This window comes from Sphingomonas endophytica (assembly GCF_001476895.1).
GTDB classification, from domain to species: Bacteria; Pseudomonadota; Alphaproteobacteria; order Sphingomonadales; family Sphingomonadaceae; genus Sphingomonas; species Sphingomonas endophytica_A.
The window spans coordinates 67,920-92,088 of sequence record NZ_LDTB01000001.1 but is presented as its reverse complement, the minus strand read 5'-3'; the positions used below and the strand labels follow the sequence as shown (position 1 = coordinate 92,088).

The window sequence follows — 24,169 nt, the reverse complement described above, 5'->3', positions numbered from 1 at the left end:
GTTCAAGCGCGCGCGCCGATCCACGCCAGCCACAGCCACCCGGCGATCAGCAGCGTGCCCCCGATCGGCGTCACCGCCCCCAGCCAGCGCGGCAGGCCCAGGGCCATCAGATACAGCGTTCCGGCAAAAACCGCGCCGCCCGCGACGAACAACCATGCGGCCCCCCGCGCATCCACGCGCAGCGCGACCAATGCGGCGACCGCATGAACCAGTTGATAATGAGCCCCGGTCTTCAGCCACTCCACCGCCGCGCCCGACGCGCCATGCGCCCCGAATGCGCCCGCCGCGACCGCGATCGCACCCGATAAGGCCGCCAGCATCACAATGACATTCACTCGCGTGCGCCTCCGCCCCATGGATGCTGTTCGGCGACGATCGCGCGCGCGACGCGCAAATCGCCCGTCTCGATCTGTATGCGCAGCCGTTCCTTGTCGCGCGCGCGATACATCTGCTCGGCACGATCGATGTCGCCCGGCGCGATGCCGAGTCCATCCATTGCCAACCGCGCCATGCGGATCGCGGACTCGAGCACCTCGCGCACCACCGCGCGCGCCGGCCCGTTCTTCAGCTTGACGAGCGCGCGACGGTCATAGGCACGAACGTAGATGGTGGCTTGCGGGAAGGCCTCGTGCACAGCCTCCAGCTGGTCCGGCATCAACTGGTCGCCATCCATGCAGAACAGGATCAGTTCCGCCTCCGCCGCCCCGGCCTGCCGCAGCAGGTCCAGCCGCGTGCCGTCGCCGTAATAGACCTTCGATCCGAATTCGGCGGCGATATCGATCATCTCGATATCGGTGTCGATCAGCGTGACGGGAATGTCCTGCGTCATCAGCATCTGGCCGACCGTCTGGCCGAAGCGACCGTAGCCGACGATGATCGCATTCGCCCCGTCCGCCTTCGGCCCGTCCCGATCGGTCTGCGCCGCAATCGGCTGCTCGCGAAACCGCCGCGTGAACATCATCAGGAACGGCGTGGTCGCCATCGACAACGTGATGATCGCCCCGAACAGGCTCGCTGCCTCCGGCGCGATCAGAAACGCGTTCTGCGCCTGCGCCAGCAGCACGAACCCGAACTCGCCGCCCTGGCTGAGCAACAGGCCCAGCGCGAGCGCCTGCCGCCAGCCCATACGGAAGGCGAGGCCGAGCAGCGTGATGATCGTGCCCTTCGCGACGATCAGCGCCACCGCCATCGCCACCACGAACGCGGGCCGCTCCGCGATGGCATGGAGGTTGAGCATCATGCCGACCGCGAGAAAGAAGAGACCGAGCAGGATCGCGCGGAACGGTTCGACATCCGCCTCCAGCTCGTGACGATAAGGGCTGTCGGCCAGCATCACGCCGGCGATGAAGGCGCCCAGAGCGGTCGAAAGACCCAGGAACTCCATCACCGCCGCTGCCGCGATCACGGTGAACAACGCCGCGAAGACGAACATCTCGCGCTCGCCCAGATTGCCGATCAGTCGGAACAACGGCCGCAGCACGAAGCGACCGACCGCGACCAGCCCCACGATCGCCCCGACCGTGTAGAGGCCGAGCACCCAGCCGGACGGCCCCGCCGCGTCGGCCGGATTCCGGCTCATGGCGGCGATGATCGTGATCATCGGGATGATCGACAGATCCTGGAACAGCAGGATCGAAAAGGCACGCTCTCCGAAGGGGGTCCGCAATCGCCCGGAGGATTGCAGCATCGGCAGCACCTGCGCCGTCGATGACAGGGCCAGCGGCATCCCGACCGCCAGTGCCGCGGCGAGCGAGAAATGCGCGGCCAATGCCAATATGCCCGCCAGCGCCGCGCCACACGCGACGACCTGGATCAGGCCCAGCCCGAAGATATCTTCCTTCAGTCGCCACAGCCGCTGCGGGCTCAGCTCCAGCCCGACGATGAACAGCAGCAGCGTGATGCCGAGTTCGGCAAAACCCAGTTTCGTTTCCGCATCGCCGACCAGCCCCAGCAGTTGCGGCCCGACCAGCGCGCCGGCGACCAGAAACCCGAGCGTCGCGCCCAATCCGAGCCGCCGGAACAGCAGGACGAAGAGCAGCCCCGAGCCGAGCAGGATCGTGCCGTCGCGCACCATCGACACGTCGGCGTGCTCCATCAGCCGGCCACCGGCGCGCGCGCCTGTTCGGCGGCGTCGGCGGCCGCCTCGAACGCCAGGCGGATCGACGGGTGGCGCGCGGTCAGCTTCAACCCCGGTGTGAAGATGTCGAGACCCGGCCAGCCGGGCATATCGCCCTCGCCCGCCAGCCAGGCGGTCAACGCGTCGCGCGCGGCGGCGATCTCCTCCGGGGTGCGGCCGACGACATGTCGGGCCATCAGCGTCGAGGACGCCTGCCCGAGCAGACAGGCACGCACCAATGTCCCTACCGCCGCGACCCGTCCGTCGTCGTCGAGATCGACATCCACGGTCACCCGGCTGCCGCAGATCGGCGAGCGGCGCTCCGCCGACCCGGCGGGATCGGACAGCCGCTCCGGATAGGGATTGCCGATCGCGAGCGCGCTGATCTCCGGGGTGTACAGGTCGAGGCTCATGACGTCGGGTCGCTTGTGGAAGAGGTATGGGGTGGTGTGCGCGGGCCGAACACCGGCTGTCCCTTGCGGCGACGATCGACGAAATCCGCCATCGCACTACTGGTCGCCGCCAGCAACGGATAGGTCCGCGCCTGCTTCAGCCAAAGGGGACGGCGCGTGGGCCCGCCGCCGGTAAGATCAAGCGCCAGCACCAGGAAGAGATAGGCAAGACTGGCCAGAATCAATCCTTTGAGCGCACCGAAGCCGAAGCCGAGCGCTCGGTCGATTGGCCCCAGCACCGACGTGCGCGTCCGCGACGCGATCGCGTTGACGATCAGCCGGCTGACGAGATAGGTCACGCCGGTCAGGATCACGAACGCCAGCACGGCAGCGCCGGACACGCTGGCGATCGTTCCCGCCAGAACCTTGGAGAGCGGCAGGTGGAGGATTTTCAGCGCGAAGATCATCGCCACCCAGGCGAACAGCGCCAGTACCTCGCCGACGAAGCCGCGCCGCACACCGCCGATCGCCGTCAGTGCGACCAGCACGAGGACGACGATGTCGAGCGGCTGCAGATCCATCACCGTCCTCCATATGGCGCGATGCGCGACGCGGCTAGTGCAGACGGCCGATCAACCGCGCCCCAACATATGGTCGACGAACTGGCCCAGCGTGCGGAACGCGGACTGTCGCATCGCACCTTTGTCGACCGCCGACGGCAACAATGCCCGCTCGAACCCCAGCTTCGCTGATTCCTTGAGCCGTAACGGCGCATGCGCGACGGGGCGCAACTCGCCCGACAGTGCGATTTCACCGAACGCCACGGCGTCCGCCGGCACCGGCCGTTCGCTGAGCGCCGACACCAGCGCCGCCGCCACCGCCAGATCGGCCGCCGGATCCTGGATCCGATAGCCACCAGCGACATTCAGATAGACCTCGCACGTCGAGAAGCTGAGCCCGCAACGTGCCTCCAGCACCGCCAGGATCATCGCCAGCCGCCCGGAGTCCCAGCCGACCACCGAGCGTCGCGGCGTGGCGCCGCTCGCCACGCGCACGACCAGCGCCTGGATCTCGACCAGCACGGGTCGTGTCCCCTCCAGCGCCGGGAAGACGGTCGCTCCCGTCGCCCCTTCCTCACGCTGGGTCAGGAACAGCGCGGAGGGGTTGGATACCTCGACCAGTCCGTCGCCCGCCATCGCGAATACGCCGATCTCGTCGGTGCCGCCGAAGCGGTTCTTTAGGCTTCGAAGGATGCGATATTGATGGCTGCGCTCGCCCTCGAAACTGAGGACCGTGTCGACCATATGTTCCAGCACGCGTGGGCCGGCGATCGTCCCGTCCTTGGTGACATGCCCGACCAGCACCACCGCCGTCCCTCGCTCCTTCGCGAAGCGGATCAGTTCCTGCGCGGTGGCGCGCACCTGGCTGACGGTACCGGGCGCACCCTCGATCAGATCGGAATGCATCGTCTGGATCGAATCGATCACCAACAGGCGCGGAGGCGTGCCGTTGCCCAGCGTCGTCAGGATGTCGCGAATCGACGTGGCAGCCGCGAGGCGGACCGGCGCATCACCCAACGCCAGTCGCTGCGCACGGAGGCGTACCTGATCGGCGGCTTCCTCACCGGAGACATATGCCACATCGTGGCCTTTTCGCGCCAAGGCGGCGGCCGCCTGCAAGAGGAGGGTCGACTTGCCAATACCCGGATCGCCGCCGATCAGCGTCGCCGACCCCGCGACCAGCCCACCGCCCAGCGCCCGGTCGAGTTCCGCCATCCCGAACGGCAGCCGGTCCGGCAGCGTCGCCTGGGCATCCAGCGCGGTCAGCGCGATCATGCGCCCGCCCCCTTGCAGATTGTGCTTCGCCTGGAATGGCGTGGCGTTGAGCGGCGCCTCTTCCACCAGCGTGTTCCATTCCTGACAGTCCACGCACTGGCCCTGCCAGCGATGACTGACCGATCCGCACGACTGGCAGACAAATCTCTTCTGAACCTTCGCCATGATCGATCCCTAGCGCATCAGGAACGATAGGGGAACATCATTACGATGAACAAGTCGTTCACGCAGGGTGCAGGTGCATCCTGACAGATTCGGAACCCTGATCGGGACCGACCGTTTCGCTCCCGACCTTTCGGTTTCTGCCAACGAGTATAGGAGTTCCTCGTGAAGCACTTCGCCGTTTTCGCACTGGCCTCTGTCGCGCTGATTCCCGGCGCCGCGATCGCTCAGGCACCGGCCCAGGCTCCCGCGACCGCCACTGCGGGTGTGACCGTGTCTGCGGGCGCGACCGTCTATGACACGTCGGGTGGCGTGGTCGGAACGATCGACAGCACCGATGGCACCAATGCGGTCATCAACACCGGCACGGTTAAAGCCGCCGTTCCACTAACCTCGCTCGGCAAGGGCGCTCAGGGGCCGGTCCTGGCCATGACCAAGGCACAGCTCGACGCCGCCGCTGGCCAGCAGCAGGCGCAGGCAAATGCCGAGTTCAAGTCGAAGCTGGTTCCGGGCGCGACCGTGTATGGCACTGGTGGCGCGCAGTTGGGCACGATCAAGTCGGTGGATGCCAGCGGCGTGACGCTCACTACCGCCGATGGTGATGCCGTGCTGCCGGTAACGGGTTTCGGCCCCGGACCGCAGGGTATCCTGCTGGGTATGACGGCCGCACAGCTCAAAGCGGCGATGAGCGCTGCGGGCGGTGCCGCCGGCACTGCTACCAGCGCAGCGGGTGAGGCCGCGGGTGCGGTCGGCTCGACGGTCGGCGACGCCGCGACGGCCGCCACGGGTGCCGTGGGCGCCGCCACCGGCGGGTTGCGCGCCGACGCTGGTGCCTCGGTGAAGGCGAAGGCCAAGCGCGCGCCGCGCTGATCGGCCCTGAATGAAGAGGCGCCGCTCGTGTCATGGGACACGGGCGGCGCTTCCATTATGTCGCTCGCGTATCGTCGTACGCAGTCAGGCCGTTACCTGACGCTCCTCCAGCACCGCGCGAATTGCGGCGACTGCCTCGCCCGCCTTTGCGCCGTCGGGCCCACCGCCTTGTGCCATGTCGGGTCGACCGCCGCCGCCCTGCCCGCCGAGCGCGGTGACCGCACGGCGCAGCAACTCGACCGCGCTGATCGACGCGACCAAATCATCAGTCACGCCGACCGCGACCGAGGCCCGCCCCTCATTGACCGCGACCATCACCGCGACACCGGAGCCGACGCGCTTCTTCGCTTCGTCGACCGCGCCGCGCAGCCCCTTGGCCTCGAAGCCGTCGAGCACCTGGCCAACGAAGCCGATGCCGCCGACGGTCTCCAACCCCGGAGCCGCCCCGCCGTTGCCGCCGCCAAGCGCCAGTGCCTTCTTCGCTTCGGCCAGTTCACGCTCCAGCCGGCGCTTTTCCTCGACCAGCGCCGCCACGCGCGCCGGCACCTCGTCGGGCGAGGTCTTGAGCGACACCGCCGCCTCGCGCAGCTTTTCGTCGCGAGCGTTCAGCCAGGCACGCGCCGCCTCACCGGTCAGCGCCTCGACACGCCGCACGCCGGAGGACACCGCGCTTTCGCCGACGATCTTGAGCAGGCCGATGTCGCCGAGCGCGCGGACGTGGGTGCCTCCACACAGCTCGATCGAATAGATCTTGCCGTCGTCCTCGCTCCCCATCGACACGACACGGACCTCGTCACCGTACTTCTCGCCGAACAGCGCCATCGCACCCATCGCGATCGCATCGTCGGGAGTCATCAGGCGCGTCTCAACGGTCCCGTTTCCGCGAATCTGCGCGTTCACCGCCGCCTCGGCCCCCGCCAGTTCCTCTGGGGTGAGCGCAGCCGAGTGCGATACGTCGAACCGCAACCGCTCCGGCGCAACCAGCGACCCCTTTTGCGCGACATGGGTGCCGACCCGCTGCCGCAGCGCTTCATGCAGCAGATGAGTAGCGGAGTGATTGGCGCGAATCGCGGCGCGGCGCGCGACATCGATCGCCAGCTTCACCGTGTCGCCAACCTTGATCGTCCCTGCGGTCAGCGTGGTATGATGGACCCACAGCTTCCCGAGCTGCTTCGACGTGTCGGCAACATCGCCGCTCAAGCCATTGTCATTGCTGATGAAACCGGCGTCGCCGACCTGCCCGCCGCTCTCACCATAAAACGGCGTCTGGTTGACGACGACATCCACCTTCTCGCCCGCTGCGGCCTGCTCGACGCGTTGTCCGTCCTTGACCAGCGCCAGCACGACGCCCTCTCCGACGTCGCTGGCATAGCCGGTGAATTCGGTTGCGCCGACTTCCTCGGCAAGGTCGAACCACAGTTCGTCCGATGCCTTCGCCCCCGAACCCTTCCAGGCCGCGCGCGCTGCGCGCTTCTGCTCGGCCATCGCCGCATCGAACCCGGCGCGATCGACCTTGAACCCCTGGGCACGCAACGCGTCCTCGGTCAGGTCGTAGGGAAAGCCAAAGGTATCGTAGAGACGGAAAGCCGTGTCGCCCGCCAGCGTGTCGCCGGGCTTCATGCCGATGGTCGCATCGTCGAGCAGCCGCAGGCCCTTGTCGAGCGTTTGGCGGAAGCGGGTTTCCTCCTGCTGCAAGGTCGCCTCGATCAGCGGCTGCGCGCGGATCAGTTCGGGATAGGCCGCGCCCATCTCCGCAACCAGCGCCGGAACCAGCCGGTGCATCAGCGGCTCCTTCGCACCCAGCAGGTGCGCGTGGCGCATCGCGCGGCGCATGATACGCCGCAGGACATAGCCGCGCCCTTCGTTGGCGGGCAGCACGCCGTCGGCGACCAGGAAGCCCGAACAGCGCAGGTGATCGGCGATGACGCGGTGGCTCGCCTGATTGTCGCCAGTCGTATGCGTATGGGTGAGCGCGCCAGAGGCGGCGATCAGCGCCTTGAACGTGTCGGTGTCGTAATTGTCGTGCACGCCCTGCAGGACAGCAGCGATGCGTTCCAGCCCCATGCCCGTGTCGATCGACGGGCGCGGCAGGTCGCCGACGATCGCATCCGCCTCCTGCAGATGCTGCATGAACACGAGATTCCAGATCTCGACGAACCGGTCGCCATCCTCATCCGGGCTGCCCGGAGGACCGCCAGGGATATGCTCGCCATGATCGTAGAAGATTTCCGAGCACGGCCCGCACGGACCGTCCGATCCCATCGCCCAGAAATTGTCCTTTGTCGGGATACGGATGATGCGGTGATCGGGAAGTCCCGCAATCTTCTTCCAGAGGTCAAATGCCTGATCGTCGGTGTGGAAGACGGTGACGGTCAGCTTGTCGGCGGGCAGCCCCCATTCCCTCGTCAGCAATGCCCACGCATTGGTGATCGCCTGTTCCTTGAAGTAATCGCCGAAGCTGAAATTGCCCAGCATCTCGAAGAACGTATGATGGCGCGCCGTGTAGCCGACATTGTCGAGATCATTGTGCTTGCCACCGGCGCGGACGCACTTCTGCGACGAGGTGGCGGTGGAATACGGCCGCGATTCCAACCCGGTGAAGACATTCTTGAAGGGGACCATGCCCGCGTTGACGAACATCAGCGTCGGATCGTTCTGCGGCACCAGCGGTGCCGAGGGCACGATCTGGTGCCCGGTCGAGCCGAAATAGTCGAGAAACGAGCGGCGGATGTCGTTGGTAGCGGTCATGCCGGCTGACTTAATCCGCGAAGTCCGCCCTGCCTAGTCGCTCTGGAAGATCGCTGTGGCAGGAAAGCCACCGCCAGCATCAAAGACGCCGTTGCCTTGTGAATGAAACCTGAATGTGTAAACGCTCTTTAATCAAGCAGGACATGGGGGTTGGGTTAATGAAGGGTCCGTTGTGGACGGCCGCGATCATTGCGGCCTGCATGGCAAACGCCGCGTCCGCGGCAACCATCATCCAGACTGACAGCGAACAGGCCGGATCCCGTGGCTTCCGCGGCTTCGATAGCGCGCTGGGCACGCTGAACAAGGTCTCGCTCGACATTTCGCTGTCGAAATCGCGGGTGTGGGCGATCAACGTTCCGGCCGCCAACGCCGGTATCAAGACCGTGCGCTGGACCGTGGACGGCAACTGGCGACTCGGGTCGAGCATCGCGTCGCTGGACGGGTTGCTGGTCCGGCTCGCCGGGTCCGGCAGCGACACCGTCGACATGACGCGCATTCAGGACGGGCGTGCGCTCGGCTTCTTCGACGTCATCGCGACCGGGGGCGCGTCGCTGTCGCTCGATCCTACGTTGTTCGTGGACACGGCGACGTCGTTCAACGGCTTCGACCTGGGTCATAACGGCGATGTCGGCGACACGAGCTTCTCGTTGCTGCCGTCGTCGAGCCAGCTTCGGCAGTTGAGCGGGTCGTGCTTCGTCACGACCAGCGGCAGTCCATCGTCCCCGGCGGGCGAGGACTTCTGCGGAAGCGCGAGTTATAAACTGACCTTCGACTATACGCCGGCCGGTGCGCCCACCGGGGCGGTGCCGGAGCCGGCGACCTGGGCGATGATGCTCGCCGGTTTCGCGACGACCGGCGCGGCGCTGCGTCGCCGTCGGCGGCGCGCCGCCGCAGCCGCCTAAACCGGGCGGTCGAGCGAGGCCGGCGGCGTGCTGAACCACGCCGGCCCGCCGGCCGTCATATGGAAGCAATCCTCCAGCCGCACTCCGAACTTGCCCGACAGATACAGGCCGGGTTCGTCGGAGAAGCACATGCCGGGTGCCAGCCGCGTCGCCTCACCGTGCACCAGATTGACCGGTTCGTGGCCGTCCATCCCGATGCCGTGTCCGGTACGATGCGACAGCCCCGGCAGGCGATAGCCCGGGCCGTAGCCGAGCCGCTCATAGAAATGGCGCACTGCATCGTCGACGGCGCCCGCCGCGACTCCGACCTGCGCCGTGCGGAACGCCAGCGCCTGTCCACGCCGGACCTGATCCCAGACCCGGCGTTGCTCGGCCGTCGCGGTTCCATGGACCCAGGTGCGCGACACGTCCGACTGATATCCTTCGACGGTGCAGCCGCAGTCCATCAAGACCGTTTGCCCGTCCGCGACGCGCACCACCTCGCGACTGCCGTGCGGCAATGCCGAGGCCGGGCCGATCAGGGCCAGCGCGAACTCGGGCGCGCCGCCCAGCCTTTTTGTCGCGGCATTCATCAGTGCGCCGATCTGCGCGCCGGTCATACCGGTCTCGACGCGCGGATGCGTCCAGCGATAGGCGGCGACCGTCACGTCGGTGGCAAGCCGCATGAGCGCGATCTCGGCGGGTGACTTGATCATGCGACAGCCGCGCACGACGGGGTTGGCACTGACCAGACGTATGCCGGGCAGCGCGTGGGCGAGCCCGTCGAAGGCGAAGAAGCGCGCGCTTTCCTCGATCCCCATCGCGCGCGCCGTCAGCTTGCGATCGCGCAGGAAACCCGCCACCACACGCAACGGATCCGCATCCTCCTGCCACACGCGCACCTCGGCGGGGATTGCCAGCGTCTGGCGTACCGAGGGCTCCTCGAAGAACGGTGTGACGATGCACGCCTCGCCCTCGACCGGCAGGATCGCGGCGGTCAGCCTTTCGCTGCGCCACCATTCGACCCCGGTGAAGTATGTAAGGCTCGCCCCCGGTTCGATCAGCACCGCGCCCATACCGTTGGCCCGCATCAACGCCTGCGCGCGCGCCAGTCGTGCCGCCCGCTCTTCGCGACCGATCGGGACCGCGCGCGTCGTCATGTCCGACAACCCCGCCAGATCGGGCTCGGCCGCGCGGACGATCGTGGTAGCGAGCAACGCGGCCGCCCCGCCGAGAACGAGGCGGCGGGACGGTTGGATGGCGGGAAGGCTCATGGTTTCGGACGTTAGGGCGCTTGACCGCGCCGCCGCAATCCCCTTCACCTCGCGCACGGATGCGTGGAGCGAATGATGGCCAAGCGGCTGACCCTTTACATACTGGCCGGGCTGGTGCTGGGCCTCATCGTCGGGCTGGTGCTCAACAGCTGGCTCGACGACGGCACGCCAGCCGCGCAGGCGCGGCTTACCGAGATCGCAGGCTATTTCTCGATCCTGACGACGATCTTTCTGCGCCTCGTCAAGATGATCATCGCGCCATTGGTGTTCGCGACGCTCGTGTCGGGGATTGCGCAGATGGGCGATACCGCCGCGCTGGGGCGGATCGGCGCGCGCAGTCTGGCATGGTTCATCTCCGCCAGCCTGTTGTCGCTGTCGCTGGGCCTCGTGATGGTCAATGTGCTGAAGCCTGGCGTCGGGATCGGCCTGCCGCTGCCGCCCGCCGGAGAGGCCACGGGTCTGGCGACCGCGGCGTTCAACCTGAAGGATTTCTTCGCGCATATCGTACCCGCCTCGATGGTCGATGCGATGGCGAAGAACGAGATCCTCCAGATCGTCGTGATGTCGGTGTTTGTCGGCGTTGCGATCACGGCGGTCGGCGAAAAGGCGCGGCCGCTGGTCAAGGCGATCGACGCTTTGGTGCACGTCATGTTGCAGGTGACCGATTATGTCATGCGCGTGGCCCCGGTCGCGGTGTTCGCGGCGGTGGCGGGAACGCTGACCGAGCGCGGCCCGGCGGTGATCGGCCAACTCGCTTATTTCATGGGCAGCTTCTACCTGACGCTGCTGACCTTGTGGGTATTGCTGCTCGGCATCGGTTTCCTGTTCATCGGTTCGCGGGTGCGCGAATTGATCCGCTACGTCCGCGAGCCGTTGCTGGTCGCTTTCTCGACCGCCTCGTCGGAGGCGGCCTATCCACGGATGCTGGAGGCGCTCGACCGCTTCGGCGTACCCCCGCGCATCGCCAGCTTCGTGCTGCCGCTAGGGTATTCGTTCAACCTCGACGGGTCGATGATCTACATGACCTTCGCGTCGATCTTCATCGCGCAGGCCTATGGCATCGACATGTCGGTCGGACACATGGTGACGATGCTGCTGGTGCTGATGGTCACGTCGAAGGGGATCGCGGGCGTCCCGCGCGCCAGCCTGGTGGTGATCGCGGCGACGCTGCCGATGTTCAAGCTGCCCGAGGCGGGACTGCTGCTGGTCCTGGCCATCGACCATTTCCTCGACATGGGCCGCACCGCGACCAACGTGATCGGCAATGCGGTGGCGAGCGCGGTGATCGCGAAATGGGAAGGTGGGTTCGATCCGCGCGAATCGCCGGTGGTCGTGGGGGCTACGGCGCCGTCCGGTCATGGGCCGGCGCGCGCGGTGGAGAGTTTCCACGACGTGTGAGGTGCGCTCTGCTCCCGAGCGCTCTGCTCCCGGGATCATTCCTCGCCTTGGGGATGACCGCGTGAACGGAATCGCCTAGTTGCGCGGCGGCTGCCGACGATAGCCGAGCGCCTCCGCGACATGGATACGGCCGACGGTTTCCGCTCCTGCCAGATCGGCGATGGTCCGCGCCACACGCAGGATGCGAGTGTAGCCGCGCGCCGACAGCTTCATCGCCACCGCCGCTTGCGCCAGCAATGCCCGCCCCGAATCATCCGGAGAGGCGAAGCGGTCGAGGGTGTCGCCATCGAGCTCGGCGTTGGTGCGCAAGCCGCTGCCCGCCAGCCGCTCGGCCTGAAGCGCGCGGGCGGCGGCGACGCGGACGGCGACATCGGCGGATCCCTCCGCGGGAGGCGGGAGCGTGAGGTCGATCGCGCTGACCGCCGCCACTTCGACGTGAAGATCGATGCGGTCCAGGAGAGGGCCGGACACTTTCGCCTGATAGTCCACCGCGCATTTCGGCGCACGCGCGCAGGCCAGCGACGCATCGGCGAGATGGCCGCAGCGGCACGGGTTCATCGCCGCAATGAGTTGAACCCGCGCAGGGTAGGATACGTGCGCATTCGCCCGCGCGACGCTCACCGTGCCGCTTTCCAGCGGCTGACGCAGCGAATCGAGGACGGCGCGCTGGAACTCGGGCAATTCGTCGAGGAACAGCACGCCGTGATGCGCGAGGCTGACCTCGCCCGGCTTCACCTTCAGCCCGCCGCCGGTCAGCGCGGCCATGCTGGCGGAATGGTGCGGGCTGCGGAACGGCCGGGTCCGGGTAAGCGTGCCACCGGGCAGCGTCCCGGCGACCGACTGGACCATCGACACCTCCAACGCCTCGCCGGGGTCTAGCGGCGGCAGGATGCCGGGCAGGCACGCCGCCATCAACGACTTGCCCGCTCCAGGGGGGCCTACGAACAACAGATTGTGCGCACCTGCGGCCGCGATCTCGAGCGCGCGCTTGGCCACTTCCTGCCCCTTCACCTGGCGAAGGTCCGGGCCCGTGCGTGTCTCAACGACGTCCCCCGGCTTCGGCAGGGCAAGCAGCCCCTGCCCCTTCAGGTGATTGAGCAATGCCAGCAGATCCGGCGCGGCGACCACCTCGATACTGCCGCTCCACGCCGCCTCGCTCCCTTGCGCGGCGGGACAGATCAGTCCCCTGCCCGTCTCGGCGGCGTGAAGCGCGGCGAGCAGCACGCCCGGTGACGGCGCCAGCCGCCCGTCGAGCCCGAGTTCGCCGACGATCACGTAATCGGCCAGCGTCTCGCCATCGACCACGCCCATCGCTGCCAGCAGCCCGAGCGCGATCGGCAAGTCGAAATGCGAGCCTTCCTTGGGCAGGTCGGCGGGCGACAGGTTCACTGCGATCCGCTTCGGCGGCAGCGACAAGCCCATGCCGGCGATCGCGCCACGCACCCGCTCGCGGCTCTCGCCGACCGCCTTGTCCGCCAGCCCCACGACATTGAACGCAGGGAGACCCGCCATCAGTTGCACCTGCACTTCGACGCTGCGCGCCTCCAGCCCCAGATAGGCTACCGTCGATACGATCGCGACCATGTGTCCCCCGTCCCCGGCGTGCGTCATAGCGGCTTTGGCGCGTGGTGGAACAGCAAGTGGTGACTTGTAACCGCAATACACGTGCGCCACATCGCTCTGCATGACCCGCCGCCACCCCGCGATGCGCGTGACGCAGCTTGCATTGGGAGGGCTGTTGTTGCTTTGCGCGGCAGTGATCGCCCCGCTGCCGGGGCCGGGCGGCGTGTTTCCGTTTGCCGGCGGGATGGTGCTGGTACTGCGCAACTCACGACGCGCGCGCGGCTGGTTCGCGCGTGGCAAGCGGCGCTGGCCGCGGATCGGCCATGCCGCCGATGTCGCCATGCGACGGCGCAGTGCACTCCGGCGGCGCGCACGCGATCGTGCCGGGCGACGTTGACTTCCATGCCGTCCTCCCCTAACGGCGTCCTTCTTTCGGGCCGTCCGCATGGGCGGCCCTTCGACATTCGATTTCGGGACATGAACGATGAAGCGGACCTTTCAGCCGAGCAATCTGGTGCGCGCCCGCCGTCACGGCTTCCGCGCGCGGATGGCCACGGTCGGCGGCCGGGCGGTGATCCGGGCGCGTCGCGCGCGCGGTCGCAAGAAGCTGTCGGCGTAAGCACGACCGGAACCCGCCCTACCGCGACTCGGGTCGCGGTCGGGCGGATGACCAACCGGCCGGATTATCTGGCCGCGAATGCCGGGCGTCGGGCTCCGATGCCCGGCTTCGTGTTGTTGGTGAACCCGCGCGACGATGGCGATCCCGCCATGCGCATTGGTATCACCGTCACGAAGAAGGTCGGCAATGCGGTGGTGCGCAATCGCATCAAGCGCCGCTTTCGTGCCCTGGCGCGCGACATCCTGCCTGATCATGGCTGGCCCGGTGCGGATCACGTCCTGATCGGGCGCGAGGCGGCGCTGACCGCCGATTGGGCGACCTTGCGCGAGCATCTGGCGAAGGCGCTGGCGAAGAGTCGCACCGTCGCACCCGGCGGCAATCGGTCGCGGCCGCGCAAGTGATCGCGCGCGCGCTGATCCTGCTGGCACGTGGCTGGCAACTCGGTCCATCGGTCCTGTTGCCGCCGTCGTGCCGGTTTCAGCCTTCATGTTCCGCCTATGCAATCGAGGCGCTTCGCCGCTATGGCGCGGGCAAGGGAAGCTGGCTGGCGGTGCGCCGGATCGCGCGCTGTCATCCCTGGGGCGGGCACGGCCATGATCCGGTGCCATAAGGAAAAAGTGGGACGCTGGTGAAGGACGAGAGCAAGAACTTCGTGGTGTTCGCGGTGATCGCGGCGCTCATCCTGTTCGGATGGCCGCTGATCCAGAGCCGCTTTTTCCCCACGGCGAACCCGCCCGCGACGAAAATGGTCGATGGCAAGAACAAGCCCGTCGCCAATCCGGCCGCCGACCCGACCGCCGATTCGCCCGCTGCGATCCGCGACCGTCAGGTGGTGCTGGCCGAAAGCCCGCGCGTCCGCATCGACACTCCCGCGCTGAAGGGGTCGATCAACCTGAAAGGCGCGCGGATCGACGATCTGGTGCTGACCCGCTACAATGAAACCGTGGCGAAAAACTCGCCGCCGATCCGCCTGTTCTCACCGGGCGGCACGCAGGACGCCTATTTCGCCGGCTTCGGCTGGCGCGGCGACGGGCTGGCGCCCCCCGCCCCGGACACCGTCTGGGCAAGCTCCGCCCCCATCCTCACTCCGTCGCAGCCGGTGACGCTGACCGCCACCAACGCCCAGGGTCAGAGGTTCACAATCGAGATCGCGATCGACAACGACTATCTGTTCACCGTCAAGCAGACCGTCGCCAACGGCGGGCGCGGCGCGGTGCCGGTCGCGGCATACGGTCTGGTCAATCGCGTCGGTGTGTCGAAGGACCCGGATAGCTGGACGATCCACACCGGCCCGATGTCGGTCAACAACGGCGGCGCCCACTACAACCCGAACTTCTCGGACCTCGACAAGGCGCCGAGCAGCTTCACCACCACCGGCGGCTGGCTGGGCTTCACCGACAAATACTGGCTTGCCGCACTGGTCCCCGATCAGGGCCGTGCGTTCGACGGACAGTTCCGCGCGGGCGCGAACCGGTCCTACCAAGCCGACTTCACCAGCGCGCCGCAGTTGCTGCCGCCAGGCCGTCAGCTCACGCAGACCGCCAAGCTGTTCGCGGGCGCCAAGGAAGTGAAGCTGCTGGACCGCTACACCGATACCGGCGCGGTCGTGAAGCTGGACTATGCGATCGACTGGGGCTGGTTCCGCTTGGTCGAGAAGCCGATCTTCTATTATCTCGACTGGCTGTTCCACCTGATCGGCAATTTCGGTGTCGCGATCATCATCCTGACGTTGACGATCCGGCTCCTCGTCTTTCCGATCGCTCAGCGCCAGTTCGCCAGCATGGCGGCGATGCGCGTGCTCCAGCCGAAGATGAAGGCGATCCAGGAGCGCTACAAGGACGACAAGCAGCGCCAGCAGCAGGAGATCATGGCGCTGTACAAGGCGGAGAAGGTCAATCCGCTCGCGGGCTGCCTGCCGTCGCTCATCCAGATCCCGATCTTCTATGCCCTCTACAAGGCGCTGATGCTGACCATCGAAATGCGGCATCAGCCGTTCATTCTGTGGATCAAGGATCTGTCCGCGCCCGATCCCGCGACGATCCTGAACGCGTTCGGCTACCTGCCCTTCACCCCGCCGCACTTCCTCGCGATCGGCGTCGTGCCGGTGCTGCTGGGCATCTCCATGTTCTACCAGTTCCGCCTGAACCCGACGCAGATGGACCCGGCGCAGCAGCAGGTATTCGCGATTCTGCCGTGGGTGCTGATGTTCGTGATGGCGCCGTTCGCGGTCGGTCTGCAGATCTACTGGATCACCACCAACTGCATCTCGATCCTTCAGCAGAAGTGGCTGTACAGCCGTCACCCGCAGCTCAAGAACGCGCCCGCCAAGTGACCGACGATCCGCAACCGATGTTCGACGAGGACGCGATCGAGGTGGCGCGCAAGCGCTTTGCCGGTCGCGTCGAGTTCCTGAAGTCCGCACCAGCGCTCAACTTCCTGCCGTCTCCGGACGTGCCGGAGGTGGCGTTCGCGGGACGGTCGAATGTCGGCAAGTCCTCGCTGCTGAATGCCCTGGTCGGGCGCAAGGCGCTGGCGCGCACCTCGGTCACGCCGGGGCGCACGCAGGAGCTGAACTTCTTCGACGTCGGCGATCCGCTGGCGTTCCGTCTGGTCGACATGCCCGGCTACGGCTTCGCAAAGGCGCCGAAAGACATCGTCAAGAAGTGGCGTTTCCTGGTCAACGACTACCTGCGCGGACGGCAGGTGCTGAAGCGTGCGCTGGTGTTGATCGACAGCCGTCATGGCATCAAGGACGTCGATCGCGAGATCCTGGAGATGCTCGACCGGGCGGCGGTCAGTTATCGACTCGTAATGACCAAGGCCGACAAGATGAAGGCGACCGATCTGGCGCAGATCGTCGCGGAAACCGGGGCTGAGGCGCGCAAGCGGGCGGCAGCGCATCCGGACATCATCGTGACGTCCAGCGAAGGCGGAATGGGCATCCCCGAGCTGCGCGCGGCGGTGGTCGAGGCGATCGGCTGATCGCCCCGACCCGCTGCCGTCACCAACCCAGCGGGCGGCGGCTTTCCTGGGCGGCGATGATCTGAAGCCGCAGCATTTCCGACCGGCTGAGCGCCGGTGCGTCCTGCCCGAACACGAAGGTCGGCGCGTGGACGAAAGCGGGCGTATGGGCACCCAGGTTCGCGGCGCAGGGTGTCGAGAGCGTCTTGTGCGGCATGGTTCGTATCTCCCACTGACAATCTGGCTGTGACGATCCGTCGGTTACGGAGATAACCTGCGCATGGCTGACACCGGGTGGATGACAGCGGTTAATTTCCCGCTGGGCACATATCGCGCTCGGACGTTGCCCTCCGCCGCGATGCCGCCTAACCCGGCGGCATGAAGCTCATCATCGGCAACAAGGCCTATTCCTCCTGGTCGCTGCGCGGCTGGCTCGCGTGCAAGCAATCCGGGCTGCTGTTCGAGGAAGTGGTCGTCCCGCTGTACGACGCCGAATGGGATCGCCGCCGCGAAGGCGACGAGTTCGCGCCTTCTTCCGGAAAGGTGCCGATCCTGTGGGATGGCGACGCCGTGGTATGGGACAGCCTGGCGATCGTTGAATATCTTGCCGACAAGGTAGGCCGGGCGCGCTTCTGGCCTGAGGACGAGGCCGCGCGTGCGATGGCCCGCTCGATGGCGGCGGAGATGCATTCCAGCTTCTCCGCGCTGCGCCGCAAGCACACGATGAACGTCCGGCAGGTCTACCCGCCGGTCATGCCCGATGCGGATGTTCGCGCCGATCTGGAACGCATCTTCGAGCTATGGGCGCAGGCGCGTGCGCGGTTCGGACACGGCGGCGACTTCCTGTTCGGCGAGTTCGGCGCGGCCGACATGATGTTCGCGCCGGTCTGCACCCGGATCGCCACCTACTCGCTGCCCACGCCGCGCTTCGCGGCCGCGTATGTCCTGGCCGTGCTCCAGCATCCGTTCATGCAGGACTGGATCGCGGGCGCTCAGGAAGAAGAGTGGGTGATCGAGAAATTCGAGCAGCCCGCGGCCTGATGTCAATCCGCGGCATAACCGTCTGCGGGCGACCAGCGCATCGCGATGTCAGGGTAATGGACGCGCGACCGCTCGGGAAGGCTGACGGCGAACAGCACAACGGGCGCGTCGCTGTCATTACGCAGGTGGTGGGCGTTGCCGTCTCCTTTCGGGAACACCGCCACCTCGCCCGCCCGCAGGCGATGCGCACCGGTGTCATCGACCAGCGTCGCCTCGCCGGACAGAACGACGAGAATCTCGTCCTCGCCCTCATGCCAGTGGCGCTGCGACGACCATCCGCCCGGCGGCACCACCACATGCGTCGCAACGAAATCGGTCAACCCGCCCGCAGTGCTCAGATCGCGAACCAGCCGGTTCGAGGCGGCTTTGGCGAACGGCGCCGGATAGTCGCTGCCTTGCGCGACCGAAACGCGTTCGAGATCTAGTTTCGGCATCACGAGTTCCTTTCATGACCGACGTGGTACAACTCGCCAGCGACCTGATCGCCGCGGAAAGCGTCACGCCCGCGCGCGGGCCGGTGTTCGACGTGCTGGAGGCGGCGCTGGTGCCGCTGGGCTTCGAGGTGGAACGTTCGGTCAGCGGCGACGCACCGGACGGACCAGTCGAAAATCTGCTCGCAACGCGCGGCGACTCGGGGGCGCACCTCGCTTTTGCCGGCCATGTCGATGTCGTGCCTCCGGGTGACGGATGGAGCAACGGCGCGTTCGTGCCGGTCGTGCGCGACGGACTGCTCCACGGGCGCGGGGCGGTCGACATGAAGGGAGCGGTGGCGGCGTTCGTCGCTGCGGCCGCGCGCGTGCCCAAGGAGGCGGGGCGGCTCACGTTTATCATCACCGGGGACGAGGAAGGCCCGGCGACCCATGGCACCGTCGCGCTGATCGAGCGCATTGGCGCGCGCGGGCTCACCCCCGACCTGTGCGTCGTTGGAGAACCGACCTCGGTCGCGGCGCTGGGCGACATGGTCAAGATCGGGCGGCGTGGCTCGGTGAACATCTGGATCGAGGTGCCGGGGCGACAGGGGCATGTCGCCTATCCGCATCTCGCCGACAATCCGATTCCACGACTTGTGGCGATGCTGGCCGACCTCGACGCGCTGTCGCTCGATGACGGCAGCGACTGGTTCCAGCCGTCGAATCTGGAGATCACCGACATCTCTGTCGGCAATCCGGCGACCAACGTCATACCGGCCCGGGCGACCGCACGGATCAGCATCCGCTTCAACGACCTGCAAAGCGGCGCGGCTTTGGTCGAGCGGGTCACCGCGATCGTCCATGCGCATGACCGCCACGCGATCGTGACATCGCGTATCTCGGGCGAGGCGTTCCTGACCGAACCCGGCACGCTGTCGGCGTTGGTATCCTCCGCCGTGCTGGAAGTGACTGGGCGGACGCCCGAGTTGTCGACGACCGGCGGCACCTCCGATGCGCGCTTCCTGCGGGCGCTGTGCCCGGTGGTCGAATTCGGCTTGCTCAATGCGACGATGCACAAGGCCGACGAGGCCGTGGCGATCGACGACCTTCACCAGCTGACCGACATCTACACGCGCATCATCCAGCGCGCCCTTTCAGCGGCGCCGGCGTAGGATCACATAGAGCGCGCCGGCCCCGCCATGCCGGGGATGCGCGTTCCGGACCGCCGCGATCGCACCGGAATGTACCGACAGCTTCAACCAGTCGGCGACCGACGCGCGGATCGCACCGCGCGCGTGCGGACGCTGGCTTTCCGGGCGGGGCGGTTTGCCCGTGACCAGCAGGATCACGCGGTCGCCACGCGCCACCGCCTGTCCCAGCCCCATTTCCAGCGCGTGATGCGCAGTGGCAAGCGTATGTCCATGGAGATCGATCGTTCGATCGGGGGCGATTGTCCCGCCAGCCAGCCGCCGGTCCCAGCCGCCGTCCAACGTGTGTCCCGGATCGCGGCGTGCGAAAGCGGGCGGCGGAGTCGTGACACTGGCATAGACCGCACCGGGTGGCGGCACCGGGTGGCGTTCGGGCGCCGGGGCGACGGTCTTGCGCCCCGGCATTGCGCGAACCGTCGCGCGCACGCGCGCCCAAAGCGCCTCCTCCTCAGCGCCGAGGCGTCGACCCGCCACTCACCTGCCCCGTCGCCGCTTGCGCCGCACGCCAGCGATCATAGCTGCCGCGCGGCAGCAACACGAACGCGGTCCCGCGCGCGCTCATCCCGCCCGCGATCGCGCGCGCTTCCTCGCCCGCACCCCAGAAGGTGTCGAAGCGATTGCTGCCCTTGATCGCTCCACCGGTGTCCTGCGCGATCCAGATACCGTTGGCGTCGGTGCGATCCATCGACAGGAACACGGGTGCGCCGAGCGGCACGAACTTCGGGTCCGCCGCGACCGTCGCCCCGCCGCTGACCGGCAGGCCGAGCGCCCCCAGCGGTGCGCCGCTCAATTCGCGGAAGAACACGTAGCTCTTGTTCTCGCGCATGATCGCGCGGCCTTCGTCGGGATGGGCATGCAGCCAGGCGACGATCCCCTGCATCGATGATTGGCCGGGCCCCAGCAGCCCGCGGCTTTTCATCAGCGCGCCGATCCCGGTGTAGTCGCGCCCGTTCTGGCTGTCGTACCCGATGCGCAGTTCCCCGCCTTCATCAAGGCGGACGAACCCCGAACCCTGAACCTGCAAGAAGAACAGCTCGACCGGATCGGCAGCGTAGCCCAGAATGCGCGCGCGCCCGGTCAGCGCCCCTTCCTCGATCGCGGTACGATCGAAGTACGGGACCAACGCCTGCCCTTGCACCCGCCCCCGGATCTTCTTACCGGTCCAGGTCGGCGAGAAGGCGCCCAGATCGACCTCGATCAGATCGGTCGGCCTGGCGTAGATCGGCACATAGCCGGAACGCGGCGCACGCGAACCGGCAATCTCGGGGATGTAATAGCCGGTCGCGAAAGCACGCCCGTCGCCAACCTGCACCGCCTCGAACCAGCGGCGGAAGAATGCGGGGGCATCGCCACGCGGGCTGCGCGCGGCGTCGGCGCACGCCGGCTGCCAGTCGGTGCCAGTGGTCAGACCTGCGGTATCGACACGCCGAATGAGGCTGGGGCAAGAAATACGAAACGCATCGAACGCCGCAGCCGCCTGCTCCGTGTCCAACGGCAATGTCGCCAAGTCAGCGCCGAGCGCAAGCCCCGCCGCCGCGGCATTCGCTGGCGCGACGACCGCCGGCACCGGCACGGCGCGCAAGGGGATCGACGCGACCGGCTGACGCGCGGGACGCTGACTGACCGGCGCCGCGGAAGGGCGCGGTACAATAGTCGCCGGCCGGGACGAAGGCGGCGCGGGCCGGTCGCCCGGACCGACGCAGCCCGCCATCAACAGGGCGCCCGCCGTCGCGAGCGTCGCTCTCATCCGCATTCCGCCCCCCGGTACTTCGCGATCAGGCTTCGTCGGTGTCGGCAAGGATCCAGTTCGGATCGGTGGCGCGTACGGGACGCACGAACGTCCAGACATCATGCGTCTGTACCGCATCGCTCGTCGAACCCGCAATCACATGGCCATCGGCGTCGCGGGTCACGGCCGCGATGTCGGCATCGAACCGCACCGCCACCCGCGCTTCGCCATTGGCGATCACCGCCGAGACGATGCTCGCGCGCTCCACCGTGATGAGCCGATTGTCGAGCACCTGCCCCGCCGCCTGACGCGCTTCGATCGCCTCGGCGAACGCAGCGTGAACATCATCGCTCACCAGATCGCGCAACGCCGCCTCGTCACCGCGCCAGAACGCCTCCAGTATCATCCGGTATGCCGCCTTTGCGCCTTCCAGGAAACGGGCGACGTCGAATTGCGGTTCGGCCGCGATGATGGCGCGCAGGCCGGGCTCGGTCGCACTGTCGAACGGTCGCGCCATCGCTTCCCGCGATTCGGCCGCAGCCTCGATGGTGCGCGGCACCGCCACGTTGCCGATGCGCTCCTCCGCCGGCTTGGGCAGCGGCTGTTCGTGGCCGGAGCGCTTGCCCAGAACCGAGTAGAGCCGCAGGGCCAGGAAACCGGCGACCATGGCGAGCAGGACAACGTAGAACACGGCAACTCCAGTATGCTGGTGTGCGTACATAGGCGCGCGGGCACCGAACATCAAATCGCTAAGGCCCGCATTGTATCCAACGGTTCGCGCTGCTAACCGCCCGACACTTTCACGGTCGCGTGCGGCCGGACGACCTAGGGGATCGACGATGGACGATTTGGGCAACACGGGCAATGAGGCGCTGGCGAACGGCGCGGACAATGCCCCGGCAGCTGGCCTTATCTCGCAATATGTAAAGGATCTGTCGTTCGAGAACCCGAACGCGCCGGCGATCTATCAGGAGCAGCAGCCGCCGGAAATCAACGTGCAGTTCGACATCGGTGCCGCGCAGGTCGCCGATGAAGTGCATGAAGTGACGTTGAAGATCGAGGTTCGCGCCACCACCGGCGGCAAGACCGCCTTCATCGCGGAACTGTCCTATGCCGGGCTGTTCGGGCTGCGCAACGTGCCCGCCGAGCATGTTCAGCCGTTCCTGCTGGGCGAGGGGCCGCGCCTGCTCTTCCCGTTCGCGCGCCGGGTCGTCGCCGATGCGATCCGCGACGGCGGCTTCCCGCCGCTGCTGCTCGAGCCGATCGACTTCAACGCGCTGTTCCTGCAACAGGCCGAGGCGCAGGGCGTGCAGTTCGGCGCGGGCGACATCGGCCACGCGTAAGACCGACGGGCGGGTGAGGATCGGCGAATGAACCTCGCCCGCGCTCTGGGCTCGATCGGCGGGCTGACGCTGGTCAGTCGCGTGCTGGCGCTGGTCCGCGACACGTTGCAGGCGAGCTATGTCGGCGCGAGCTTCGCGTCGGACGCCTTTTTCGTCGCCTTCCGCCTGCCCAACATGTTCCGCGCGCTGTTCGCGGAAGGGGCATTCTCCGCCGCATTCATCCCGCTGTTCAACAAGAAGGTGGCGGAAGGCGGCGGGACGGCGGCGGGGGTCGACTTCGCCGAGCGCGCGCTGGCGCTGCTCTTCCCCGTCCTGCTGCTCATGACCGCGCTGATGCTGGCGGCGGCGTGGCCGCTGACCTGGGCGTTGTCGGGCGGGTTCGAACGCCAGCACCCAAGCGCGGAGCAATTCGCGTTCGCGGTGATGCTGTCGCGCTTCACCATCCCCTATCTGCTGCTGATCTCGCTGGTGTCGCTGCTGGGCGGTATCCTCAATTCGCTACACCGTTTCTGGGTCAACGCCGCCGCCCCCATCCTGCTCAACATCGCGATGGTGGGCGCGCTGATCTTCTTCCACGGCGGCGACCCCTATGCGACCGCGCGCGCGCAGGCGATTTCGGTGACGGTCGGCGGGGCGTTGCAGCTCGCGTGGCTGTGGTGGGCGTGTCGGCGCGCGGGCGTCAGCCTGACGCTGCGCCGCCCGCGCATCGACGACGACGTGAAGCAGATGCTGAAGCTGATCGTCCCCGCCGCGACCGGCGCGGGCGCGGCGCAGATCAACCTCGCCATCTCCACCGCGCTGGCGGGCGGGCTGCTGTCGGCGGGGTCGATTTCGGCGATCTATTATGCCGATCGGCTTAACCAGCTGCCGCTCGGGCTGATCGGCATCGGCCTGGGCACGATCCTGCTCCCGGTCGTCTCGCGCCTGCTGAGCCAGGGCCGCGAGGAGGAGGCGATGGAGACGCAGAATCGCGGGCTGGAACTGGCGCTGTTCCTCACTCTGCCCGCGACCGCCGCGTTCGTCTTCGCCGCCGAACCGATCGTGCGCGGGCTGTTCCAGCATGGCGCGTTCGACGGTGGCGATACGATCCGCGCGGCGCAGGCGCTCGCGGCCTTCTCGCTCGGCCTGCCCAGCTATGTGTTGGTGAAGGTGCTGACTCCGGGCTTCTATGCCCGCGCCGATACGAAGACGCCGGTACGGCTGGCGCTGTATTCGGTCGCGATCAACCTCGTCGGCAATCTGATCCTGATCCCGACGCTGGCGCATTGGAACATCGGCCAGATCGGCCCGCCGCTCGCCACCGCGCTCGCCTCTACCGTCAACGTCGTGTCGCTGTACATCGTCCTATCCCGCCGCGGCCATTTCGCGCTCGACCCGCAGGTGAAGCGCAAGGTGCCGCGCCTTGCGATCGCCGCGCTGCTGATGGGGGCGGCGCTGCTGCTGGTGGCGCCCTTTGTCGATCCATATCTGACCGGCGCCCTCCTGCCGCGCGTCATGGGCCTGATCGTGCTGGTCGGCGCGGGGGTCGCCATCTATGCGCTGGCATGCGTTGTCACCGGGGCCTATCGCCTCGCCGATATCAACTCCCTTCTCCGTCGCAGAGCCTCCACACGATGACC

General features: G+C 67.3%; 26 protein-coding genes. 13 read left to right on the top strand and 13 right to left on the bottom strand.

Features of this window, described 5'->3' with window-relative positions; translation table 11 throughout:
- Positions 1 to 2: 2 nt before the first annotated feature.
- The 5 genes from NS334_RS00470 to radA are packed head-to-tail and all read right to left on the bottom strand — an operon-like array spanning position 3 to position 4,508.
- The gene (locus NS334_RS00470) at positions 3 to 320 is read right to left on the bottom strand and encodes a DUF423 domain-containing protein (RefSeq protein ID WP_241491760.1); all 318 of its coding nucleotides are present in this window, start codon (positions 318 to 320) and stop codon (positions 3 to 5) included.
- 11 nt (positions 321 to 331) lie between these two features.
- On the bottom strand, positions 332 to 2,095 hold the full coding sequence (locus tag NS334_RS00465) for a cation:proton antiporter (protein WP_058754003.1): 1,764 nt from the start codon (positions 2,093 to 2,095) through the stop codon (positions 332 to 334).
- Positions 2,095 to 2,529, bottom strand: a complete 435-nt coding sequence (locus NS334_RS00460; protein ID WP_058754002.1) for an iron-sulfur cluster assembly scaffold protein — start codon at positions 2,527 to 2,529, stop codon at positions 2,095 to 2,097. The genes NS334_RS00465 and NS334_RS00460 overlap by 1 nt, the downstream gene beginning before the upstream one ends.
- Entirely contained in the window at positions 2,526 to 3,089 is a 564-nt protein-coding gene (locus NS334_RS00455) for a CvpA family protein (protein ID WP_058754001.1), read from the bottom strand. The genes NS334_RS00460 and NS334_RS00455 overlap by 4 nt, the downstream gene beginning before the upstream one ends.
- Positions 3,090 to 3,140: 51 nt before the next feature.
- Positions 3,141 to 4,508 carry a DNA repair protein RadA gene (gene radA / locus NS334_RS00450; protein ID WP_058754000.1) on the bottom strand — a complete coding sequence of 456 codons (1,368 nt, stop codon included), beginning with the start codon at positions 4,506 to 4,508 and terminating at the stop codon, positions 3,141 to 3,143.
- 162 nt (positions 4,509 to 4,670) lie between these two features.
- Here radA and NS334_RS00445 point away from each other — a divergent pair, with 162 nt between their 5' ends.
- Positions 4,671 to 5,375, top strand: coding sequence for a hypothetical protein (locus NS334_RS00445; RefSeq protein ID WP_193752961.1), 705 nt, complete (start codon positions 4,671 to 4,673; stop codon positions 5,373 to 5,375).
- An 84-nt stretch (positions 5,376 to 5,459) separates the two neighbouring features.
- On the opposite strand, the gene alaS is transcribed toward NS334_RS00445, so the two are convergent.
- A complete protein-coding gene (gene alaS, locus NS334_RS00440) occupies positions 5,460 to 8,123 on the bottom strand; it encodes an alanine--tRNA ligase (RefSeq protein ID WP_058753999.1) in 2,664 nt (887 codons plus the stop codon).
- A 200-nt stretch (positions 8,124 to 8,323) separates the two neighbouring features.
- On the opposite strand from alaS, the gene NS334_RS18995 reads away from it, so the two are divergent.
- Positions 8,324 to 9,025: a choice-of-anchor E domain-containing protein gene (locus NS334_RS18995; RefSeq protein ID WP_241491759.1), complete on the top strand. Its 702-nt coding sequence runs from the start codon at positions 8,324 to 8,326 to the stop codon at positions 9,023 to 9,025.
- Here NS334_RS18995 and NS334_RS00430 read toward each other — a convergent pair.
- Complete coding sequence (locus NS334_RS00430; RefSeq protein WP_058753997.1) at positions 9,022 to 10,278, bottom strand: M24 family metallopeptidase; 1,257 nt, start codon at positions 10,276 to 10,278, stop codon at positions 9,022 to 9,024. The genes NS334_RS18995 and NS334_RS00430 overlap by 4 nt on opposite strands.
- A gap of 75 nt (positions 10,279 to 10,353) precedes the next feature.
- Between NS334_RS00430 and NS334_RS00425 the strand changes: the two genes are divergently transcribed.
- Positions 10,354 to 11,676 (top strand): dicarboxylate/amino acid:cation symporter, encoded by a 1,323-nt coding sequence (locus NS334_RS00425; protein WP_058754105.1) that lies wholly within the window; start codon positions 10,354 to 10,356, stop codon positions 11,674 to 11,676.
- A gap of 75 nt (positions 11,677 to 11,751) precedes the next feature.
- Here NS334_RS00425 and NS334_RS00420 read toward each other — a convergent pair whose 3' ends face one another.
- Complete coding sequence (locus NS334_RS00420) at positions 11,752 to 13,260, bottom strand: YifB family Mg chelatase-like AAA ATPase (protein ID WP_058753996.1); 1,509 nt, start codon at positions 13,258 to 13,260, stop codon at positions 11,752 to 11,754.
- A gap of 100 nt (positions 13,261 to 13,360) precedes the next feature.
- Here NS334_RS00420 and NS334_RS00415 point away from each other — a divergent pair, with 100 nt between their 5' ends.
- The 6 genes from NS334_RS00415 to yihA all read left to right on the top strand — a co-directional run bounded on the left by NS334_RS00415 (position 13,361) and on the right by yihA (position 16,840).
- Positions 13,361 to 13,636, top strand: coding sequence for a hypothetical protein (locus tag NS334_RS00415; protein WP_241491758.1), 276 nt, complete (start codon positions 13,361 to 13,363; stop codon positions 13,634 to 13,636).
- Positions 13,637 to 13,723: 87 nt separating this feature from the next.
- Positions 13,724 to 13,858 (top strand): 50S ribosomal protein L34, encoded by a 135-nt coding sequence (gene rpmH / locus NS334_RS00410; protein ID WP_028056723.1) that lies wholly within the window; start codon positions 13,724 to 13,726, stop codon positions 13,856 to 13,858.
- A gap of 47 nt (positions 13,859 to 13,905) precedes the next feature.
- Positions 13,906 to 14,259: a ribonuclease P protein component gene (gene rnpA, locus NS334_RS00405; RefSeq protein ID WP_058753994.1), complete on the top strand. Its 354-nt coding sequence runs from the start codon at positions 13,906 to 13,908 to the stop codon at positions 14,257 to 14,259.
- Entirely contained in the window at positions 14,256 to 14,468 is a 213-nt protein-coding gene (gene yidD, locus NS334_RS00400; protein ID WP_058753993.1) for a membrane protein insertion efficiency factor YidD, read from the top strand. The genes rnpA and yidD overlap by 4 nt, the downstream gene beginning before the upstream one ends.
- A gap of 18 nt (positions 14,469 to 14,486) precedes the next feature.
- A complete protein-coding gene (gene yidC / locus NS334_RS00395) occupies positions 14,487 to 16,190 on the top strand; it encodes a membrane protein insertase YidC (RefSeq protein WP_058753992.1) in 1,704 nt (567 codons plus the stop codon).
- Positions 16,191 to 16,207: 17 nt separating this feature from the next.
- Complete coding sequence (gene yihA, locus NS334_RS00390) at positions 16,208 to 16,840, top strand: ribosome biogenesis GTP-binding protein YihA/YsxC (protein WP_058754104.1); 633 nt, start codon at positions 16,208 to 16,210, stop codon at positions 16,838 to 16,840.
- A gap of 19 nt (positions 16,841 to 16,859) precedes the next feature.
- Here the strand turns inward: yihA and NS334_RS18475 are convergent, their stop codons facing one another.
- Positions 16,860 to 17,036, bottom strand: coding sequence for a hypothetical protein (locus tag NS334_RS18475; protein ID WP_193752960.1), 177 nt, complete (start codon positions 17,034 to 17,036; stop codon positions 16,860 to 16,862).
- Positions 17,037 to 17,197: 161 nt separating this feature from the next.
- Here NS334_RS18475 and NS334_RS00385 point away from each other — a divergent pair, with 161 nt between their 5' ends.
- A complete protein-coding gene (locus tag NS334_RS00385; protein ID WP_058753991.1) occupies positions 17,198 to 17,860 on the top strand; it encodes a glutathione S-transferase family protein in 663 nt (220 codons plus the stop codon).
- 2 nt (positions 17,861 to 17,862) lie between these two features.
- On the opposite strand, the gene NS334_RS00380 is transcribed toward NS334_RS00385, so the two are convergent.
- Entirely contained in the window at positions 17,863 to 18,294 is a 432-nt protein-coding gene (locus tag NS334_RS00380; RefSeq protein ID WP_058753990.1) for a cupin domain-containing protein, read from the bottom strand.
- 14 nt (positions 18,295 to 18,308) lie between these two features.
- Between NS334_RS00380 and dapE the strand changes: the two genes are divergently transcribed.
- Positions 18,309 to 19,442, top strand: coding sequence for a succinyl-diaminopimelate desuccinylase (dapE, locus tag NS334_RS00375; RefSeq protein WP_058753989.1), 1,134 nt, complete (start codon positions 18,309 to 18,311; stop codon positions 19,440 to 19,442).
- On the opposite strand, the gene NS334_RS00370 is transcribed toward dapE, so the two are convergent.
- The 3 genes from NS334_RS00370 to NS334_RS00360 are packed head-to-tail and all read right to left on the bottom strand — an operon-like array spanning position 19,425 to position 21,898.
- The gene (locus tag NS334_RS00370; protein ID WP_083500158.1) at positions 19,425 to 19,883 is read right to left on the bottom strand and encodes a Smr/MutS family protein; all 459 of its coding nucleotides are present in this window, start codon (positions 19,881 to 19,883) and stop codon (positions 19,425 to 19,427) included. The genes dapE and NS334_RS00370 overlap by 18 nt on opposite strands.
- A 43-nt stretch (positions 19,884 to 19,926) precedes the next feature.
- Positions 19,927 to 21,231, bottom strand: coding sequence for a murein transglycosylase A (gene mltA / locus NS334_RS00365; RefSeq protein WP_083500146.1), 1,305 nt, complete (start codon positions 21,229 to 21,231; stop codon positions 19,927 to 19,929).
- Between the two features lie 22 nt (positions 21,232 to 21,253).
- A complete protein-coding gene (locus NS334_RS00360) occupies positions 21,254 to 21,898 on the bottom strand; it encodes a Tim44/TimA family putative adaptor protein (protein WP_153002527.1) in 645 nt (214 codons plus the stop codon).
- Between the two features lie 148 nt (positions 21,899 to 22,046).
- On the opposite strand from NS334_RS00360, the gene secB reads away from it, so the two are divergent.
- Together secB and murJ are read left to right on the top strand one after the other, a co-directional pair.
- On the top strand, positions 22,047 to 22,550 hold the full coding sequence (gene secB, locus NS334_RS00355) for a protein-export chaperone SecB (RefSeq protein WP_058753986.1): 504 nt from the start codon (positions 22,047 to 22,049) through the stop codon (positions 22,548 to 22,550).
- A 27-nt stretch (positions 22,551 to 22,577) separates the two neighbouring features.
- On the top strand, positions 22,578 to 24,167 hold the full coding sequence (gene murJ / locus NS334_RS00350; RefSeq protein ID WP_058753985.1) for a murein biosynthesis integral membrane protein MurJ: 1,590 nt from the start codon (positions 22,578 to 22,580) through the stop codon (positions 24,165 to 24,167).
- Positions 24,168 to 24,169: the final 2 nt, after the last annotated feature.